Genomic DNA, 20,824 nt, shown 5'->3' on the forward strand with positions numbered 1-20,824 from the left:
GTCCGTACGTCCGTTACATTCTGCGAGATCAACCTCAACGGTTCACTGTCAGTCGCCGTGGTTAGATGGTTGGTGTTTCGGCAGCCTACTTCCCACCAAACTTCTTCTCCAAATCTTGATCAAAAACGAATACGGACATCCCCAAGTCCTGCTCAATGTCGATGTCAACGAACAGTTGGACGAATTTCGCGCCGAGCAGTTCTTCCATCTCCACAGGGGGATGGTCGCGATACATCTCTTTGACCATTTCCGTGCGAGCCGTGCGGAGCATTTGTCTGCCATCGCCCGTCTTCGCCATAAACTTCTCCACCGGTGATAGGTTGCCTGCCATTTCGCAGATTGCCCAGCACTTGCAAAATGTCGTCGTGACGCGCTCTGGCCCTTTGCCCATATGCCTTTTGCGATAGGCCTTGACCAGGTTACTGAATTCGGCCTCCATTCGGTTCATCGGCCAGCCACCTTTATGTTTGCTCCTTCAATCATAGCAAGAAAGCGCATACCTGACTAGGGGGAGGTTACGCCTGCGGGCTGCTCTCCTCAATCGCGATCCTCTTCATCCCATCGGCGGGAGTACGCCTTCCGAGTTACCCAGAACGTCGCTCCAAGTATGATAACAAGGGCAATTACGCCCAAAATAATAGCGCCGGTCATTTCCTTCCACTCTCCTTTTATGCCTTATCTATACAATACCTGAAATGTGTGGAGCCGTGCAAAGAGCATTTTACAAGGAGCGAAGTAGTGAAATCGTGTATTGACAGGATCGAAAGACGTATCTAAGATATTAATTAGTCACCTAACAAAAAGGAGGATATCCGTTGTCGCGTCACCATAATCCTGAATCACTCACACATATGATGTCTCATTTGCTGAAAATGCACCGCCGAACGATCGATCAAATCATTCATCCGTATGACGTCTATCCCGGACAACCGCCGTTGCTCCTTGCCCTGTCCGCCGAAGACGGACTCAGTCAGCGCGAACTTGCTGCGCGCATCCACAATAAGCCGGCAACATTGACGGTTATGGTGGACCGCATGGAGAAAACAGGCCTTGTTGAACGCCGTCCAGACCCCACGGATCAGAGGGTTACCCGCGTTTATTTAACCGATAAAGGCAGGGAAGTCACTATCCATGTCAAGGAAGCTATTAAGGCGACTGATGAGCTGACCTTTTCGCATTTTCTGCCTGAGGAAATCCTTCTATTTCGCCGTCTCTTGCTTCAAATGCAGGCGAATTTGCGTCCGAAAGAGGAAGAAAATTAGTTAGCCACCAAACAAAAGAAAGGACTTCTTGCGATGTGGAAACTACGATCATTTGTTAAACCTTACTGGCTGATCACTCTGCTTGCCCCCTTGCTCATGGTGATGGAGGTCTGCATGGATCTGACTCAGCCTCGCCTCATGGCGGCTATTGTAAACCACGGCGTAGCCGAGGGTAATCTCGCGTTGGTTTGGTCAACAGGCTTGCACATGTTAGGCGTTGCTTTTCTCGGCCTTATCGGCGGGGTAGGCTGTACGTTTTTTACTGTGAAAGCCGCACAAAACTTTGGGGCCGACCTAAGGCTCAGCGTTTTTGAGAAGGTGCAATCATTTTCGTTCCGGCAGTTGGATACTTTTTCAACCGGGTCGCTGATTACTCGCTTGACTGGCGATGTGATGCAAATGCTGAACATCCTGCAAATTCTGCTGCGCCAATTTACACGTGAGGCTTCACTGCTTATTGGCAGCATTATCATGGCGATTGTTATTTCGCCAAGGCTTTCTTTGATTTTGCTGGCTGTCGTTCCGATTCAATTTCTTATTTTATTTGTGTTGATGAGACGCTCTACGCCACTTTTTCGGCTGATGCAGGCGAGGCTCGATCGCGTTAACACCGTTATGCAGGAAAGCACCTCAGGCATTCGGGTGATCAAAGCTTTCGTTCGCGCCGCCTTCGAGCGAACCCGCTTCGGCAAAGCGAACACCGCCTTGCTAGACGCAAGCCTCAGCTCCGCCCGCGCTCTGGCGACTAGCGGACCGCTGATGACATTGATTTTGAACATCAGCATTGTTGCGGTTCTATGGTTCGGCGGCGGGCAGACCTGGAGCGGTTCTATGGCGATTGGCGATTTGGCCGCTTTTATCATTTATATCACTCAAGTGCTCTTCTCGCTGGTTTCAATCAGCAATACGCTGATGAATATTTCCCGTGCTCAAGTGTCCGCTGAGCGAATCCGTGAAGTATTGGATACAGAACCGGATATGAACGAACCTGTGCAGGAACGCAGCGAAGTACATACAGAGCGGAATTCACTTGTGGCCGGCTGTGAGTTGGAGTTCGATCAGGTATCCTTCGTGTATGATTCGGCTCCCAATCAGCCTGTCCTTGAGAATATTTCTTTCAAGGCGCTGCCTGGTCAAACGATCGGGATTCTCGGGGCGACCGGCTCCGGTAAATCTACGCTCGTCAGCTTAATTCCACGGCTTTATGACGCAACGAAGGGCCGCATTCTTTTAGGTGGCGTTGATATTAAGGAAATGCCCGTCGAACAGCTTCGCAGTCAAATCGGCATTGTGCTGCAGCAGTCCATCTTGTTTAGCGGGACCATTCGCGAGAACCTTCTTTTCGGCAGGCCGGGGGCTACTGCGGCCGAGATTGAGGAAGCCGCCAAGGCTGCGGAAGCGGATGGCTTCATTCGCCAGTTACCCGAAGGGTACGAGGCGAAGCTGGGACAACGCGGGGTGAATCTGTCCGGCGGCCAGAAACAGCGCATAGCGATTGCGCGAGCTCTGCTCCTGCGCTCACCGCTGCTTGTCCTGGATGACAGCACCAGCGCCATCGATCTTGGCACGGAGAAGCGCATCCAGCGATCCCTGCAGCAGTTGATGGCCGGCAGCACACGCATCATCATCGCGCAGCGCGTCACATCGGTGCTGCACGCCGATCAAATTCTTGTCCTGGATGAGGGCCGCATCGCCGCACGGGGAACTCACGAGGAGCTGCTGGCGACAAGCGCGATCTATCAAGACATTTACCTCTCGCAGCAAGGAAAGGAGACCGCCCTTCATGGCTAAAAAGCAGACACCGGCGCAAAAGCCGCGCGCCAAGCACATCGGTGCAACCCTCCTTCGCATGTGGGGTTATCTTCAGCAGCAGCGCATCGGGCTGATCACGGTTATTATCCTTACTGTTGTCGGCAGCGGTCTTGCACTGCTCGGGCCTTATTTGATAGGCGTCGCGATCGATGACTATATCGTACCGCGAGACCGCAGCGGACTGCTTGGACTCTGCCTTCTTTTGCTTGGCTGTTATTTGTTCAGCGGTGCCGCTACTTGGATTCAATCCTATGTGATGGCAGGGGTATCTCAGCGAACAGTTTGGGAAATGAGACAGGATCTGTTTCGCCACCTGCACAAGCTGCCGATCAGTTATTTTGACAAGACTTCTCACGGTGAACTTATGAGCCGCACGACGAATGACGTCGATAACGTAGCAACTACGCTCAGTCAAAACTTAACGCAGATCATTACAAGTATCGTTATGATTGTCGGTTCTTTTATTATGATGATTACTTTGAATATTTGGCTTACTCTCATTACATTGATTACAGTTCCTATCGTTCTATTCACAACCAAAAAGATTACGCGGCATACCCAACGCCTGTTCAAAGAACAACAGCAGCGGCTCGGCGAGCTCAATGGCTTGATCGAGGAAACCATTTCCGGGCAAAAAGTAGTCAAAACGTTCCGCCGTGAAGCCGCGACGGTCCGCCAGCTGGGTGCGATTAACAAACAGCTCCGCACAGCCGGTACAGGCGCCCAGCAGCTTTCGGGTATGATGGGACCAAGTATGAACATGATCAATCATTTCAGCTTTATTCTGCTGGCTGCCATAGGTGGCTGGATGGTGCTCAAAGGTTGGACGATGGTTGGCGTTATTATCAGCTTTCTCAACTATTCCAGGCAGTTCAGCCGCCCCATCAACGATCTCGCGAATCAGTATAATATGATTCAGTCCGGCATCGCGGGTGCTGAGCGTGTGTTTGAAGTGATGGATCGCGAGACGGAATACGATCCTGGCACAAGTTCCGAGCAGCTAACCGATGTGAAAGGTGAGGTTGTTTTTCAAAACGTCTCCTTCCGCTATACCGACGATGTGCCTACGCTGAACGATGTTACGTTCGCCGCAGAGCCCGGCGATTTGATCGCCCTGGTTGGCCCGACGGGCGCCGGCAAAACGACGATCATCAACCTGCTGACCCGCTTCTACGATGTCGGCGAAGGCTCTATCACCATCGACGGCCGCGATATTCGCAGCCTCGATAAAGACAGTTTGCGCAGCCGCCTAGGCATCGTGCTGCAGGATGTGTACCTTTTCTCGGATACAATCCGAGAAAATATCCGCTTCGGCCGTCTGGACGCGACGGACGAAGAAGTCGAAGCCGCCGCGAAGCTTGCCAACGCGGACGGGTTCATTCGCAAGCTGCCTAATGGCTATGACGCCATGTTGACCGCCGGAGGCGGCAACCTGAGTCAAGGCCAGCGGCAGCTGCTCACGATCGCGCGGGCGATTCTCGCCGACCCCGCGATCCTTGTACTCGACGAAGCGACGAGCTCCGTCGACACGCGCACGGAGCTGCACATCCAGCAGGCGATGGGCGTTCTGATGAAAGGGCGTACGAGCTTCGTGATCGCCCACCGGCTCAGCACGATCCGCGAAGCGAGTGCGATTCTGGTCATCCACGGCGGCGAGATCGTGGAACGGGGCACGCACGAGGAGCTGCTGGCGCTCCGCGGGCATTATTATGAATTGTATGCTAATCAATTCAGCCAGGTTAGCTCGCTTTGAGGAGCCGTTACGGTTGAAGGCTGCCTCCATGGCTGAGGCGGTCAAGCTGTCCGCTATCTCTCTAATTATTTAACGGACCTCATTGACGTTATATTCGTTTATTTCCCTATTTTTCAAACGTAACGGACACCAGAGACGTTAATAGTTACTAAAACAAGCAAAACGCACAATTTTGGTGTGAATAGCGGCTTTGGAGTCCGTTAGAATTTGAAAATGCCCCAAATTCATTGAATAAAGGCTGCTCTGTCCGTTAGAAATGCAAAAAGGGGGTTCCCATTAAACTGGGGCCCTCTTTTTTTTCGTATTTTCAACCGAGATGCTTAATATTTGGTATTATATGGTTTAATAGGGAAACTAAAACTATATCTTTACTCACCATATTTCTAATCGTGAACATCATTAGTTTGATATTCAATTACGTTAAAAGAGCAAAAAAGTAAAACTGCCAACAGCGCGAAAGAAGTGCTAGTATAACGCCCTATTGGGTTGCAGCTGAGTGAATTATTTCCATTCACTTAAGTAGGTGCATCCTAATAGGGCTTTTTTATGCTTTGATTCAGGGCACCCTACCCCTAACACGAATTATCTTCAGCTGTAGTTATCCATCTTAAATCTTAGTTATATCAACACCCTACAGGATTCAGGTACTCTTAGAGATGTAAACACAGTCATTTCTAAGTACATGGGAGGTCACATATTAGATGAAAAAATCACTCAAACAATGGATTGGCGTTGGCACGACGGCTGTTATGGCTGCAACGGTATTAGCAGGCTGCGGAAGTACAGCGAACACGGCTCAGCCATCTACGCAGCCAAGCGCCGGTGCTGCTGCAACCGCTAATGCAAAGCCGTTCGCAGGTAAAACGATCTCGCTCGTCACAGCCAACCACCCTTGGGCAGACGCGATCAAACCTTTGCTGCCGGATTTCGAGAAGGAAACAGGCATCAAAGTGAATGTGGAAAGCTTTTTCGAGGATCAGCTCACACAAAAACTGACGGTTCAGTTCACATCCGGCTCCGCAACGCCTGACGTTTTCATGTACCGACCGCTTCAGGAGGGTAAGCTTTTTTACAAAAACGGCTGGGTACAGCCTTTAGATGACTATGCGCAAAAAGCGAAGGATTACGATTTCAACGATTTCTCCAAATCAGCCATCGGCTCCACAACGGTTGAATCCAAATTAGCGGGCATTCCGATTATTACGGAGCAAGAGATTTTGTACTACCGCAAGGACTTACTGCAAAAGGCCGGCATAGCCGTACCGAAAACATTAGATGAGCTTAATGCTGCGGTGAAAAAACTGCATGATCCGAAAAACGAAATGTATGGATTCGTCGCAAGGGGCCAGCGCTCACCGCTCGTCACGCAGGTGTCGTCCTTCCTGTATTCGGAAGGCGCGGACTTCACGACAAGCGAGAAAGCCAGTATCAATACGCCTGAGGCGATCAAAGCTTTTACCACATACGGTACGCTGCTGAAAGACTATGCGCCTCCAGGTGTGCTTAACATGTCCTGGCCGCAAGCCTTTGGTATTTTCGCACAAGGAAAGGTTGCTTTCTTAACGGATGCCAACTCCTTGTACCAGAACGCCACGGATCCTGCCAAATCTAAAGTAGCTGATCAAGTAGGTTTCGCTGTATTCCCTGGCGGTAAAGCAGGCTCCAAGCCTTACAGCATCACATCTTGGGGACTTGCCATGAATGCCAAATCCGGCAATAAAGATGCGACTTGGGCTTTCATTCAATGGGCAACAAGCAAAGATGTCGTGTTGAAAACGCAGCAAAAAGGCAACCCCGGTGCCCGCGCTTCGGTATGGGATAAACCTGAAGGTACGACCGGATTCCCTGCAGAGCTGGTTCCGATCATCAAGGAAAGCGCCAAAACAGGTGTTGACCACGACCGCCCAACGGTTATCAGTGTAGGTGAGGCTCGTGATGCAGTTGGTGAAATCGTGCAGAAGGTGATGTCCGGCGAAACGAACCTCCAACCGGTTGCCGATAAAGCTAACCAAGCGCTGCAAACAATCATCGATAAAGATAAAACGAGATAAATAGATGTTTGATGGGTGAAAAGGGTCATCTGATGGCCCTTTTTCCTTTCAATCTTTCATACGGCTTCTATACGAAACATCAGAAAGGGTGACTTCAGGTGCAATACAGCTGGTTTAACCGCAACTTAAAATGGATTTATACCCTTCCGGCCGTCATCTTCGTCCTGCTAATGATGCTGTTTCCCATCATCTACACGGTGCGCATCAGCTTTTACGAGTGGAGCATGTCCGCTACGACGCCACCCCTGTGGGTGGGCTTATCCAACTACGCAGCTTTACTAAAAGACGAGCGCTTCTGGCATGCCGCAGGTTCGACGTTTTATTTTACCTTTGCAGCACTCGCCTTGGAGGTTATTCTTGGCATCGCTATCGCTTTACTGCTCTCTAGAGAATTTCGTGGAAAGAACCTCGTCAAAACGGTTTTCCTGCTCCCGATGGTTGCGACACCGGTCGCCATGGGCTTGGTCTGGATGCTGATTTATGAGCCAACAATCGGCGTCGCCAACATGATGCTCAAATCATTAGGGCTAGAACCCTTGCTATGGCTGGCTTCTCCCAATCAGGTCATTCCGTCTCTGGTCATCGTAGATGTCTGGGAATGGACACCGATGATCGCGCTTATCATCATGGCCGGGTTGGCTACACTGCCAACTGACCCCTATGAAGCCGCTGATGTGGACGGCGCAAGTACATGGAGAAAGTTCGTTTCCATCACACTTCCGCTTTTAAGACCAACGATTATTGTGGCAGCTATGCTTCGTTTGATCGACGTTTTGAAAACATTCGACATTATCTACGCAACAACCCAAGGCGGACCGAACTTTGCCTCGGAGACGCTCAATCTGTACGGTTATGTACTCGGCTTCCAATACTTCAAGCTCGGTATGGCGTCGTCCCTGCTTGTCATTTTCTTCGCGCTGGTGATGGGCCTTACGTTATTTATGATTTGGATGCGTAAACGAATGGAGGGAGCAACTTCATGAAGAAAAAAAGAGGTTCACGCTTACTGCAAACCCTGCTCACCTTCATCGTGCTGATTGTTTTTGCATTCCCGTTTGTCTGGATGCTGCTCGCTTCCTTTAAAACACAATCGCAAATTTTGTCGACCGGCCAATTGTTTATTTTCAAACCAACTTTTCATAACTATGTCAGTGTGTTCAAGGAATACGATTTCTTAAAATTCATCTGGAACAGCTTCCTTGTTGCTTTCGGTTCGACGCTGCTGTCCCTTATTCTCGGCCTTCCGGCAGCCTATGCAATTGCAAGACATCACCTGCAAAAGCTCGGACTTCTCATTCTAGTCGCGAGAATCATTCCAGGGATTACGTTCCTGATTCCTTGGTTCATTTTATTTTCCAAAATTCACTTGGTGGACACGTATACAGCCCTCATTTTAAGCCATATGCTCGTCGGTTTACCTTTTATTATCTGGATCATGATCTCCTTCTTCGAGGCTCTGCCAACGGAAATTGAAGAATCCGGCCTTATTGACGGCTGTACGCATCATCAGGTTTTCCTGCGGATTATTCTGCCAATCTCCGGACCTGGCGTGATTACGGCGTCTCTGCTTTCATTTATCTTCTCGTGGAACAATTTCATGTTCTCTGTCATTCTGGCCGGGGACAAAACGAAGACGCTGCCAATCGCCGTATTTAACTTCATGTCTTATTCAGAGATTAACTGGGGCGCTCTTATGGCCGCAGCCTGCATCATTACGCTTCCGGTGCTGATTATCGCCTTAGTCTCGCAGCGCTATGTTGTCAGCGGGCTTTCCGCAGGTGCTGTAAAAGGTTAATTCCGAAGGGGTATCCCTGGATACAATTACGTTAGAGGTTTTTCCCTTCATTTGGAGGACTTCTCTCGTAGGCGTATACTCTAAGGTATAACGCTTAGCGGACCCGGAAGGTGATTTGGCATGCCCTATAAACTTAATATTTTCAGCAAAATCTTAATCATGTTGATCTTACTGCTCATTCCTATCGTGCTGCTGTACAGCTATACGAACCGGATTACGAATAACGTTGTGCAGGATCAGATTCAATCTTCGAATTTAAATCAGCTCTCTTTCTTCATGCATCAGTTGGATGCGGATGTGGAGCGGTTGGCCATGTCCCCCGTCATTCTCGGGAGCGATCCTTATATGAGGGAATACATCAACCGGAGCGATTCACCGGACTATGATGTGCTGAAGGAACAATCGCGAATGATTCAAAAGCTCAGCTTGCAAAGCGTTTCCAGCGGCTGGGTCAATGAACTCACGGTTGCCATACCCAAAGGAAAGCAGGTGCTTTCTTCCAGTATTTTCGTCAACGGCACGGATGTATGGCCTTGGCATCGAGCCATTCAGCGCACTTGGACCTATGAGGTACGGGAGGGCGACAAAGGGATTGGGTCGTTCATCCGGGAAATTAGCGAGCCGATTCGTGCGCAGACGGTGGATCAAGCGAATGTGCTTTATCAGGTAAGGTTCAGCGTACAGAATATGGTGAATCTCATGGACGTGTACAAGCAGGATAAGCGCAGCGACCCTTTTTTGGTGGACGGCAAGAACGCACTGATTGATAACAGCTCTTCCAATCAGCAGATTACGAATGCCATTAGAGAGCGCCTTACCCTGGATGGAGATCTTCCCAACTCCGGTCAAATTCAGTTTGAGATCGATCGCCAGCAGTATTTGATCAGCTATGTGAAATCCACGCAGCTAGGCTGGTATTTAGTTGATTATGTGCCTGTAGAAAAAATACTTTCACCCATTACCATGACGCGCAAATTATTCTACACCACCATCGGACTTCTGCTCGTCATGAGCGTGCTTGCTTCTTTCATGCTGTACCGGAACGTGCAAATACCGATTGGCAAAATGATGCAAAGTGTGCAAAAGGTAAAACGCGGCGATTTATCCGCCCGCATCCACTATAAAGCCAAAAATGAATTTGATTTCCTCATTCAGCGGTTCAATGAAATGGCAGAGCAAATTCAAGTGCTGGTCGAAGATGTCTATGCCGAGAAAATCCGGTCTCGCGAGGCGACCTTGAAGCAGCTGCAATCACAGATTCATCCGCACTTTCTGTATAACTCCTTGTTCTTCATCATTAATTCGGCTGAGATGGAGGATAAGGAATCTGTCGTGGCTATGGCGCAAAATTTGGCCGAATTCTACCGCTATACGACCAGGGTTGAAAAGCAGGCCGTTAAACTGTCAGATGAGCTTGATCTGGTCGGCCATTACCTGAATATTCAGCACCTGCGTATCCATCGTTTGAAATACGATATTTCCGTTCCTGCGGATATGCTGGATGAATGGGTTCCGCGGCTGATCCTCCAGCCTTTGGTGGAGAATGCCATCCTGCACGGCATCGAACGGAGCGTGAAAGGCGATCTTATCACCATAACCGGTGAGCAGGATGAGAATTGGAACCGCGTCATCGTTGAAGATAACGGCGCAGGGCTTAATGAGGCGGGACTGGCCCGGCTGCTGGAACAGCTGCATTCCCCAATGTCGGATGACATTGGCTGCGGCACTTGGAATGTTCACCACCGGCTGTATTACCAGTTCGGAGAAGGATCAGGGCTTACTTTTTATCCCGGTGAAAAAGGAGGCTTGAAGGCTGTGTTAACTTGGAAGCGCGGTGCGCAGATGAACCTTCCGGAAGCTGGTGGGGAGAGCAAACGATGATTCAACTTTTGATTGTCGATGACGAAGCGCATGTCGTAGATCGGCTTCATGCCACGATTGACTGGGCATCCATTGGGATTGAACAAGTATTCAAAGCCTACTCAGGCAAAGAAGCGTTAGAGCTCCTGGAGCAATTCTCCATCGATATTGTCCTTACCGACATTCAGATGCCGGGCATATCGGGCTTGCAGCTCATTGCTGAGATTAACCGCAGATGGCAAAAAACAAAATGCATTCTCTTATCGGGTTACTCCGATTTCAACTATGCCAAGGAAGCGATTCTTCAAGGCACGGAAGATTATCTGCTTAAACCCGTGACCGAACCGGATTTACTGGCTGCTGTCGGGCGGGTCATGGAGAAGCTTCAGAGCGAGTGGCAAGAAGTTTTCTCGAAGCAACGACTCAGCTATACAGTGAAGGAAAACCTCCCTCTGCTGCGAGGGAATTTACTGAGCGACCTTCTTCAGGGGCGCAAACTTACCGAGCAATCTCTCCGGGACAAAATGCAGATGCTGGAGCTTCCGGATTTCCATGAACACCCCTGCGTGCTCATGATGATTCGGCTCGAGTCGGATTTCCTGGAGTACGATATGAGCCGTCTATCCCTTATGGAGTATGCCATCAGCAACATGGTCGAGGAGCTGTTCGCGGAAAAATTCGATAGCTGGCACACGAAAGATGCGCATGATTATTTGATTTTTGTGATGAAAAAGAAGCCGCTGGCCACGGATCAAGAAGACTCCTCCTGGCTCGAGAGAACCGCTTCCGTCCTGCAATCTGCCGTGAAAAATTATTTGAAGGGCAAAATCTCCATCCTGCTGAGCAGTTGGGGGCAATTTCCCAGTGAGGTTACAACGCTGTATAACGCCTCTTTGAGTGCTTTTCGCAAACAAATTGGCAGTGAACATGAGCTGTTGATGCGGCTCGGCGACGAATCCGTTCAGCCGGAGCTTTCCGCGCTGCAAAGACTGTACGAACCTCCTACGCTCAATCATCTTTTGGAAGCCGCCCGTTGGGAGGATACGGAGGATAAGCTCACTTTGATTTTCGATGAAATGGAAGCGAAATTCTCCGAATCTCAGGAGCATTTGCTGGAGGTTTACTTCTCTGTAGCGTCTGCTTTTGCCTATATTGCTCATAAAAATGGCCGGCCTCTGCACCAACTCATCGGCGGTGATTACGACCGGATGACCGAGGGCATCCCGTTTCGTACGGTCAATCAGCTGCGTGAATGGACGATTCGCTCCTTGCATCGGATGAGAGAAGACATGGATCAAGAGCGGAAAGACAGCCGAGTCACCTTGATTAATGACATCAGGTCCTTTATCGATCAGCATCTCGCCAGCGATGTCTCCTTGCAGTCCATTGCCGATCATGTCTTTTTGCACCCCGTGTACGTGTCTAAAATTTATAAGCTGGAAACCGGCGATAACCTCAGTGATTATGTCAATCGCGTACGAATGGATCGAGCCGCCTATCTGCTGAAGAACGGTCACGATAAAATTTACGAAATCGCTACACAGCTTGGGTACCAACGTCCCCACTCCTTTAACCATGCCTTCAAAAAACATTACGGCATGACCCCGCAGGAGTACCGTGATCAATATTCATAGCAAAGGAGGATGTACGCTATGTCGTTGGAAGTTTTGCAGCAGTTGAAAAAATCAAAGGTCATTGCCATCATTCGCGGCATTGAGCCCTCTCAGGCGCAGCCTCTTTTTGAGGCGCTTGAGAGCGGCGGCATCACACTGGCCGAAGTGACACTGAATACGCCAAATGCGCTGCAAATCATCCAGATGATGCGTAAAAAGTATGAGGGCCGCATGGTGATTGGTGCCGGAACCGTGCTGAACGCCGCTTATGCAGATGAAGCCATTCGGGCAGGCGCCCAGTTCCTGATATCCCCGAATGTGGATCAGGGCATGATTGAAAAGGCTTTGGCTAGCGAGGTGCTTCCGATTCCGGGAGCCCTTACTCCAACGGAAATTGTCCAGGCCATGAACTTCGGTGCATCCACGGTGAAATTATTCCCTTGCTCCAGCTTGGGACCTTCTTATCTGAAAGAGATCAAAGGGCCTCTGAACGATGTGAACCTGCTCGCCGTTGGCGGAATTACGAAGGACAATGCTGCCGCTTATCTCGAAGCAGGCGCTTTTTCCGTCGGCGTGGGAGGAAGTTTGGTCTCACTTAGCGAAATTCAAAGAGGGAATTATAAAGCGATTACAACATATGCCGAGCAGCTCATGGCGGCAGTAAACCAGTAAGACATTCTAGGTTATGGGAGAGGAAATTTACCATGAAGATTACGAAGTTAGAACTGTTTAAAGTGCCGCCAAGATGGTTGTTTTTGAAAATCGAAACCGATGAAGGCATTACGGGTTGGGGCGAGCCAATCGTCGAAGGGAAAGCGGATACAGTCGCAGCCGCTGTCATGGAGATGAGCGAGCACATCATCGGCCAAGATCCAATGCGGATTGAAGATATGTTTCAGGTCTTGTACCGCGGCGGTTTCTATCGCGGAGGCCCTATCCTAACAAGCGCGATCTCCGGCATCGAGCAAGCGCTTTGGGACATTAAGGGGAAATTCTACAATGCCCCTATTTATGATTTGCTGGGCGGTGCGTGCCGTGAGCGCACACGTGTGTATTCATGGATCGGCGGCGACCGTCCGAGCGACGTTGGGTTGGCGGCCAAACAGCAGGTGGCCGCGGGGTTTACAGCCGTGAAGATGAATGCCACGGAAGAAATGCATTACATCGACTCGCTCAGCAAAGTGGACGAGGCTATCGCTCGTATTGCCGCTGTCCGCGAAGCCGTCGGCCGAGATGTCGGCATTGGTATCGACTTCCACGGACGCATTCATAAGTCCATGGCCAAAATCCTCGTCAAAGAACTGGAGCCGTACCGGCCGATGTTCATTGAAGAGCCTGTTCTGCCGGAAAATAATGAGGCGCTTCGGGAGATCGCCCGCCACACCTCATGCCCGATCGCAACCGGCGAGCGCATGTACACACGCTGGGGCTTCAAAGATCTGCTCGCGCAAGGTTATGTAGACATTATCCAGCCGGATCTTTCCCATGCGGGAGGCATTCTGGAGACTCGCAAAATCGCCGCGATGGCGGAAGCCTACGACGTTGCAGTGGCGCCGCATTGCCCGCTAGGCCCTATTGCTTTGGCCTCCTGCTTGCAGCTGGACACGTGCTCCCCGAACGCTTTCATTCAGGAGCAAAGCTTGGGTATTCACTACAATCAGGGCAGCGACTTGCTTGATTATTTGAAGAATCCAGCGGTGTTCCAATACGAAGACGGCTTTGTCAAAAACCTGACCGCACCAGGTCTCGGCATCGAAATCAACGAGGACAAAGTTCGTGAAATGGCCGCTATCGGGCACACTTGGAAAAACCCCGTTTGGCGCCAAGCGGATGGTACGGTGGCGGAGTGGTAGGATCGTAGAAAGAATAATGAGGCTGCTCCCGAAGGTCTGTGAGGACCGGTGGGACAGCCTTTTTTTGCGAGTTAGCACGCATGCAGCCACTCTTCTGTAACGGACTCAGCAGCCGTTATTCTGCCAAATTCGGCTGATTTCCCGCGCTAACAGAATCTCAGTCCGTTAGCGACGACAGCTAGCGCTCGCAACACCCTCGAACAAATCAAAAACGGAGCCACGCAAATTTTGCGGGCTCCGTTTTCATCGTAATGATTATTTCAATTCTGTAATAAATCTGTCCATGTCACCATTCGGTGTAGTCACCGATTCGTAGACTCTGATGGACACGTTATTTTGAACTTGGTTTTGAGTCAAATTGCTGAAGCTCAGCGATTGCGAGCCGCTCACCAAGCGATTTGTTCCACTGAAAGGGAACGAACTCGAGCCTAAGGAGCTGCCGGAACCATCCACCAATTCAAATTTCAATTTGGAGAAGTTATTATCTACCAGGACTTCAGGGTCACGTGTAATGTCCAAATCAAGATTTAATTTGTAGGAATAAGATAAGGACGGAGTCGTGATCGTCAGCTGAGATAATGTCCAGCTTTTGAAGTTCAACTTGAATGGATATAAGGAAACATTGTTATGATCATTGTCGCTTTGCGTGCTGACCGTGTAGCTGGCAATGGTGGATTTATAACCCGTTTGGCCTTGCGAAGCTCCTGCAAGGACGCCTTGCACATTCAATTTGTACTGATCACTTTGGTCTGTCGTTGGAATCGTATAGCCATAGCTAACTACAACTCCAGTTCCTGGAGCGATATCCGAAGTACCCAATGTTTGACGGCTTCCCGTATACGTGAAACCATCTTTCCCTGTTAAATCCGCGGCAAGTGCCGGTACTGGAATCGGCTTATCACCTTTATTGACCAGCTTGAACTTCGCTAATCCCGTTTTATTTCCGGTTTCTTCGTTATTCGTCACATGCAATTCTTCCAACGATACAGCCAGATTGGGATTGATGAACTCATTCCCTTGCTCGAATACCATCGGTGTACCAAAGGTATAGTTGCCTCCGGAAGGAACTGTGCTTGTTTCTGTTCCTCCATTAGCCGGAAGTCCGAATCCGATGCGTCCTGTATAGTATTGAAGAGTCGTTGTTTGGCCTTGTTTCAAGAAACTTTCAGGTGTAAGAACATAGAAAGCATTCAATTGCGTACTTGCTTCCGTCGTAACCGCAAAATGGATATATTTCTGTTCTCCCGCATTCAGAGTTATTGGGGATTCCTCAACTCTTTTTCCAATAAAGGATTGCCCATTCGATTTCCCGCTAAGCGTAAAATCCGGAATGGTTTCCGCATAACTTCCCGAATTCTGAACTTTCACTTGTACGATATAGGTTGGCGATTGCCCCGAGAACTGCTTGGACAGACTTGTCGCCGAATATTTCAAAGATGAAGTCACGCCTGGAATGGAGAAGGTCGCTCCCCACTCTCCCATGAGCGAAGCGTCATTGATCACCGCATCATTACCGCGCCATACAATCGATCCAACAGGAGAATCCGCAAGCAGCGTTTCCTGCTTAGGATATACTTTTGTATCCACATCGATCCAAAGAACATCTGTTAAACTTACGTCCGATTTCACATTAATATCGGTCATATAACTTAGTGTCACATCACTCTGAGGCAAAATCGAACGAGCATTGCTTGCGCTTGGCACTAACGTGTAGTCCGTGCCGTCTGACGTTCTGACACGCAATTCGTAATCAGGAACACGTATCGTGGAATTCGACGAATTGGTTAATTTAACGACGGTTCCGACTCTCCAGCCATCCGTTGTTTTTTCCTGCAGGACGCTCTTGACTTGAGCCTGTGAACCTCCTGGAAGACTGTAGGCTTTCAAATCTTCTGCATGGATTTCCGAATGCTGTCCGGAAGATATACTCCCAGGTACAAATTGCTGCTTCGCTGCATAAGAGGAAGTAACCAACAGGTCACGTGTCGCAGGTTGAATTCCCCCGAATGTACCGTCAGTTTGATTGCTGAGCAGGTTCAATTGAATAGCCAACGCGGCATAACCTTTGGCCCAACTTGAGACGGTGTTATCATTAACCCCTGTAGTCCCTTTAGCTTGGGCATCTTTACTTAATCCCCGAATTAGGAAGGCGGCCAGCTGCTCTTTCGTCACTTCGCCTGCCGGGTTGTAGGTGCCTTGGCCAAAGCCGTCGGTAAGGTTAGCAGCTTTCAGCGCTTCGATGTAAGGAAGGGCATAACCATTAGCCGGATCTGAACTGCTCACATCGCTGAAACTGGATACCTGCAAAGTTGAATCTACCTTCAATCCGAAGATTAAAGCCGCCACTTTGGCGAATTGCGCACGGTTCATTTTATCATGAAGGCCAAAAACGCCATTGCTTACTCCATCAAAAATACCTGCTGAAATCATTGCATCAAATTTAGCTTTGGTTCCCGCATCAAGCCCACTTAAATCACTGAAATCCGCTGAGGATTTAGCGCCAGTCGCACCTAGAGCTACAGAGGAAAACAAAGTAACGGCCATAGCTGCGCTCACGATAACGGATAAACTTTTTTTCATTTTCGTACTCCTCTCAAAAGCTGGATATGAATCTGGATATCATAAAATCATTTACTTTTTAACCTCGGTTGGTGCCTTTTTTCTCTGAATAAAGAAAAGGACAAAAGGGATACATATGAAGGCAGGGATTGCAGAAATATAGAACGTATCGGCGATTGACCTGACCAATGACTCTTTTTGCATGATGCCGGCCAGATAGCTAGCCGCAGTTCCTGAGGCTGTTGCCATATCTACCGACCAGGAATAAATGGAGCCTGAAAGCATAGATACCGTATTATTCGCAGTAACCGAATCAACCGGCACATTATCGCTGATGTGTTGATAGTGTTGAATTTGACGATTGCTCATAAGCGCTGTAAAGATGGCAATCCCCAGGGAACCAGCTACTTGACGCACGACGTTAGAAAGTGGCGAAGCATTCCCTACTTGCTGTGGAGAAACCGCACGCATACCCGCTGTGGTTAGTGGCATCATACAAAGCCCAATTCCGATACCACGGATCGTTAATACGGTATTTAGCCAATGGTTAGGCGTATCCGTCGTGAGATGGTGCAGATCCACTGTCGTGACACCTAAGATGGTAAGACCCGTGATACACAAAGGGACAATCCCGAATTTGTCGGCGAGCTTGCCACTGATCGGCATCATAAGCGCCATCGCGATGGACTGCGGCATCATCACAAGCCCGGTCTGCATGGCGGAGAGCCCTTGAATATTTTGCAAATATAAAGGGGTCAAGAACGTACCGCCCATCATACCCATCATAACTAAACTACCCGCAATAACGCTAATGGCAAATTTTAAATTCTTAAAAAGCTTCAAGTCAAGCACAGGCTGTTCGACTCCGAGCTCTACCCAGATCAAGAGTAGTAAACTGAAGAAGGCAACAAACAGCAAACTAATGATGAATAAGGAAGTCCATCCTTGCTGCTGGCCTTTACTTAGCGCCAATAGCAGGCTTCCAAAGAAGACCATGGACAGAATAGCCCCGGTTAAGTCGAATTTCAATCCTTCTCTTCGCGGAGATTCTTTCAGCAAGACCTTCCCAAGTATGACGGCAAGAATCCCGATAGGTACATTGATGAAAAAAAGTAATCTCCAGCTGTAATTCTGGATTAGATATCCGCCGAACGTCGGCCCGAGTGCAGGGGCACACATCGCCGCTACCCCCCACAGGCCAATCGCTGTACCGGTTTTCTCCCGGGGAAACGTGGTATAAATAATGGACATCCCGATTGGCATAATAAATCCGCCGGCAAAACCTTGAATGATTCGGAATAAGATCATTGTACTAGAGCTCCAAGCCAAACCGCAAACTACGGAAAATATGGTAAACCCGGCTACAGAGTAAATAAATATATTTTTATTTCCGAATTTGGCACCGAGAAAGCCGCTCATCGGAATAACCATCGCAGATGCCAAGGTATATCCCGTAATGACCCACTGCATCGTATTAATGTCCGAGCCGAATACGGCAACGAACTTGTTCATAGCTACATTCATTAAGCTGCTGTTCAAAACGGCAACGAAGGTACCCATGACGATGGCGATAAGCGACAGCCACATTTTACCGGAGCCTTCTGATTCTTGTTGTTTCACTGCCGATGCATCGGCCATAGCTGCGCCTCCTATTCGGCTTTTACCTTCGTGCCTTCCGCAATCTTGTCTGCAGGATTCACGACAATTTGTTCATTAGCCTTTAATTTATCCGTAGGCAGCACGTACGACCAATCCTGGTTTTTTTCCTCTGTTTTTACTTCAACGAGGTGGGCTGTGTTGTCGGTTACGGTGAATACATATTCTTTTTGATCTTTTTTAATAATTGCGCTTTTCGGAACTTCCAAACGGCTCTCTTGAGCTGCGTTCAGTTTAACTTCGGCCACCATACCTGCAAAAAGTGAACCGTCTTTATTGTCAACCTTCACTTTGACAGGGAACGTATTGCTATTCGCGTTAGCAACAGGACTTACGAAAGAAATCTCGCCTTTAAAGGTTTGATTCGGCAAATTTTGAATCGCAACATCTACTTGCATGCCCGTTTTCACTTGCGTGATTTGGCTGTCAGACACACTCAGTTCTACTTGAACTTGATCCATGTTCACCAGAGAGAGGATCTGCACGCCCGGTTGAGCGAGTTCACCCACGGAAATGCTTTTTTTGACAATAAGTCCGTCGATTGGCGCGGTAACTGTCGCATTGCTCAAACCGCTGTTAGCAAGCTCTAAACCTGCATTCAAACGGTCAACATCAGCCTGAAGCGCTGAAATCGTATTATCCGTTGGTCCTACTTTAGCCAATTGCAGCTTGGCCTCTGCTCCTTGGAGTTGTGCTTCAGCCGCTTTTTGGGCTCCTTGTGCTTGTTCAGAGGCAGCTTTCGCTTTCTCAAAATCAAGTGTTCCTTTGTCCAAATCTTCTTGCGTTACACCGGAATTACTGTCGTATGAATTTCTTAAACGGTTATAAGTGCTTGTGGCGAGATCGAGTCCTGCTTTGGCTTGCTCCATCGCGGCGGTTGCCTGTTGATAGGCCCCTTGAGCTGCACTAACTGCGCTTTGAAGCCCTTGAATTTCCTGGGAACGGGCACCTGCTTTGGTATCGACAAGTTTCGCCTGCGCTGCAACAAGGGCAGATTCCGCTTGTTTCACTTGCTGCGTCAGATCGCTTGTTTCCAGTTGAACCAGCACATCGCCTTGTTTGACTTTACTACCTTCTTGCACGTTTACGCTGGCAACTTTACCAGCAACTTTGGATACAATTTTAATATCCTGATCCGGAATAACTTTACCGCTTAACCCTGCTGTTGCAGGTTGACCCACTTTAATGACTTGAATCGGTACGGCTGCAGAATCCGCTTGTCCTGAAACTTTGGCGCCACATCCAGGAAGGATCGCAATAGCTGCCAATATGAGAATCGCTGGAACGATTATTTGTTTTCGTATATGCATCGTCGACTAACTCCTCTTGTTTTAGTTGCCCTTCAAATGAATTTTGATTGAAGTGCTGATTCCGGGTGATAATTCAAGCCCCTGATTGTCATCAATCGAAATTTTGATAGGGATACGTTGGGTGACTTTTGTAAAGTTCCCGCTAGTATTCGTAGCAGGCAGCAGCGAAAAGGTCGACGCAGTGGCTTTACTAATTTCTTGCACTTTGCCTAGCAGCACTTTGCCCGGGAAATTGTCCAAATTGATTTCTACGACTTCGCCTTCCTTGACCTTATGAATCTCTGTTTCCTCCACATTGGCCGACACGTACAACTTGTTCGTATCTACGACCATCGCTACCGTTTGACCTGGTGAGGAGACTTCTCCGGCTTTCACCAATGTTTTGATGACAGTTCCTTCAATTGGTGATCGTAGTGCCGCTTGATCGAGGCTGCTTGTGGGCAAATTATTGTTGTCTTGCTGCCCAATGATCTGATCGGCCAACACATGATCTCCTTCGCTAACTTGTAACGAAGTCACTTTTCCGGTAATCCGCGGCATTACTTTGTAGATGTCTCCGGCAAGCCTGGAATCATCCGTAGTTAGGTAGTTTTGGCCTTCATACCAAAAATAACCGCCGATTCCTCCACCGACAACGACCAAAGCGGTCAATATGATATACAACATTACTTTACGCTTCATGATTTCTCCTCAACCTTCTTTTCCAAATGTCTTGTAATCAAATCAAAAGAATTATGAATGGTGACTAATTCTTCTTCTGAGAATCCATTTAAAAACTTAGAATAATTAGCTTCTTGAAAAAAAGAATTTTCTTCAAACCTAGCCAGTTTCTTCTCAGACATATAAATCCAAGTCACGCGGCGATCCACTTCGTCTTTCACACGTTCAAGCCAACCATCGCGTTCAAGCCGATCTATGATACCCGACACGGTACTGTAAGATAAATCAACAGCGTCGACAATCTGCCCAATCGTCTTGGGCTCCTTCTTAATTTGACACAACGTCATGAATTGGGGAGGTGTTAAACCCAAACAATTAATCCTTTTAGCTAACGACTCTTTATGGTATCTCGTCAATTGCCTCAGAAGTTTAGCAATATTGGTTTCAAGATACATCCACACACCTCATTTCAGACGAATAGAATTGAAGAGCGACATTGACTCCCCCAAAAACAAGTTGTATCATAAAACTACATTGTTGTATTATACAACTTTATAGAGGGTTGTCAATCATCATTTTCAGCCTCTTTTCAGATTCAAAATTGGAGTTGGGTATGTTACCATAGTTCATATAGCTAATG

16 protein-coding genes are annotated in these 20,824 nt (G+C 48.6%); 10 read left to right on the forward strand and 6 right to left on the reverse strand.

Features of this window, described 5'->3' with window-relative positions; all coding sequences use genetic code 11:
* Positions 1 to 85: 85 nt before the first annotated feature.
* The gene (locus GON05_RS06190) at positions 86 to 448 is read right to left on the reverse strand and encodes a Na-translocating system protein MpsC family protein (RefSeq protein WP_127456818.1); all 363 of its coding nucleotides are present in this window, start codon (positions 446 to 448) and stop codon (positions 86 to 88) included.
* A 367-nt stretch (positions 449 to 815) separates the two neighbouring features.
* On the opposite strand from GON05_RS06190, the gene GON05_RS06195 reads away from it, so the two are divergent.
* The 10 genes from GON05_RS06195 (at position 816) to dgoD (ending at position 13,999) form a co-directional block, all read left to right on the forward strand.
* Entirely contained in the window at positions 816 to 1,262 is a 447-nt protein-coding gene (locus tag GON05_RS06195) for a MarR family winged helix-turn-helix transcriptional regulator (protein WP_309492139.1), read from the forward strand.
* A 33-nt stretch (positions 1,263 to 1,295) separates the two neighbouring features.
* A complete protein-coding gene (locus GON05_RS06200; protein WP_157318323.1) occupies positions 1,296 to 3,053 on the forward strand; it encodes an ABC transporter ATP-binding protein in 1,758 nt (585 codons plus the stop codon).
* Positions 3,046 to 4,827: an ABC transporter ATP-binding protein gene (locus tag GON05_RS06205; RefSeq protein ID WP_157318324.1), complete on the forward strand. Its 1,782-nt coding sequence runs from the start codon at positions 3,046 to 3,048 to the stop codon at positions 4,825 to 4,827. Before GON05_RS06200 ends, GON05_RS06205 begins: the two co-directional genes overlap by 8 nt.
* Positions 4,828 to 5,528: 701 nt before the next feature.
* Entirely contained in the window at positions 5,529 to 6,878 is a 1,350-nt protein-coding gene (locus GON05_RS06210) for an ABC transporter substrate-binding protein (RefSeq protein ID WP_157318325.1), read from the forward strand.
* A gap of 98 nt (positions 6,879 to 6,976) precedes the next feature.
* Complete coding sequence (locus GON05_RS06215) at positions 6,977 to 7,861, forward strand: carbohydrate ABC transporter permease (RefSeq protein ID WP_181646512.1); 885 nt, start codon at positions 6,977 to 6,979, stop codon at positions 7,859 to 7,861.
* Positions 7,858 to 8,673 (forward strand): carbohydrate ABC transporter permease, encoded by an 816-nt coding sequence (locus tag GON05_RS06220; protein WP_157318326.1) that lies wholly within the window; start codon positions 7,858 to 7,860, stop codon positions 8,671 to 8,673. The genes GON05_RS06215 and GON05_RS06220 overlap by 4 nt, the downstream gene beginning before the upstream one ends.
* 120 nt (positions 8,674 to 8,793) lie before the next feature.
* Complete coding sequence (locus GON05_RS06225; RefSeq protein WP_157318327.1) at positions 8,794 to 10,554, forward strand: sensor histidine kinase; 1,761 nt, start codon at positions 8,794 to 8,796, stop codon at positions 10,552 to 10,554.
* Positions 10,551 to 12,167 (forward strand): response regulator, encoded by a 1,617-nt coding sequence (locus GON05_RS06230; RefSeq protein ID WP_157318328.1) that lies wholly within the window; start codon positions 10,551 to 10,553, stop codon positions 12,165 to 12,167. Before GON05_RS06225 ends, GON05_RS06230 begins: the two co-directional genes overlap by 4 nt.
* A gap of 18 nt (positions 12,168 to 12,185) precedes the next feature.
* Positions 12,186 to 12,818: a bifunctional 4-hydroxy-2-oxoglutarate aldolase/2-dehydro-3-deoxy-phosphogluconate aldolase gene (locus GON05_RS06235; protein ID WP_157318329.1), complete on the forward strand. Its 633-nt coding sequence runs from the start codon at positions 12,186 to 12,188 to the stop codon at positions 12,816 to 12,818.
* Between the two features lie 32 nt (positions 12,819 to 12,850).
* On the forward strand, positions 12,851 to 13,999 hold the full coding sequence (gene dgoD, locus GON05_RS06240) for a galactonate dehydratase (protein ID WP_157318330.1): 1,149 nt from the start codon (positions 12,851 to 12,853) through the stop codon (positions 13,997 to 13,999).
* 255 nt (positions 14,000 to 14,254) lie between these two features.
* On the opposite strand, the gene GON05_RS40225 is transcribed toward dgoD, so the two are convergent.
* Genes GON05_RS40225 through GON05_RS06270 form a run of 5 tightly spaced genes read right to left on the reverse strand, consistent with a single transcriptional unit; the run spans position 14,255 to position 20,639 of the window.
* Entirely contained in the window at positions 14,255 to 16,579 is a 2,325-nt protein-coding gene (locus GON05_RS40225) for an S-layer homology domain-containing protein (RefSeq protein WP_246238871.1), read from the reverse strand.
* 51 nt (positions 16,580 to 16,630) lie between these two features.
* Positions 16,631 to 18,196 (reverse strand): DHA2 family efflux MFS transporter permease subunit, encoded by a 1,566-nt coding sequence (locus GON05_RS06255; protein ID WP_157318331.1) that lies wholly within the window; start codon positions 18,194 to 18,196, stop codon positions 16,631 to 16,633.
* Between the two features lie 11 nt (positions 18,197 to 18,207).
* Positions 18,208 to 19,524: an efflux RND transporter periplasmic adaptor subunit gene (locus GON05_RS06260; protein ID WP_157318332.1), complete on the reverse strand. Its 1,317-nt coding sequence runs from the start codon at positions 19,522 to 19,524 to the stop codon at positions 18,208 to 18,210.
* A gap of 21 nt (positions 19,525 to 19,545) precedes the next feature.
* Positions 19,546 to 20,205, reverse strand: coding sequence for an HlyD family secretion protein (locus GON05_RS06265; protein WP_127456831.1), 660 nt, complete (start codon positions 20,203 to 20,205; stop codon positions 19,546 to 19,548).
* Positions 20,202 to 20,639 (reverse strand): MarR family winged helix-turn-helix transcriptional regulator, encoded by a 438-nt coding sequence (locus GON05_RS06270; RefSeq protein WP_181646513.1) that lies wholly within the window; start codon positions 20,637 to 20,639, stop codon positions 20,202 to 20,204. Before GON05_RS06270 ends, GON05_RS06265 begins: the two co-directional genes overlap by 4 nt.
* Positions 20,640 to 20,824 lie beyond the last annotated feature (185 nt).

The sequence above is a fragment of the Paenibacillus anseongensis genome (assembly GCF_009757995.1).
Classification (GTDB): Bacteria; Bacillota; Bacilli; order Paenibacillales; family NBRC-103111; genus Paenibacillus_E; species Paenibacillus_E chondroitinus.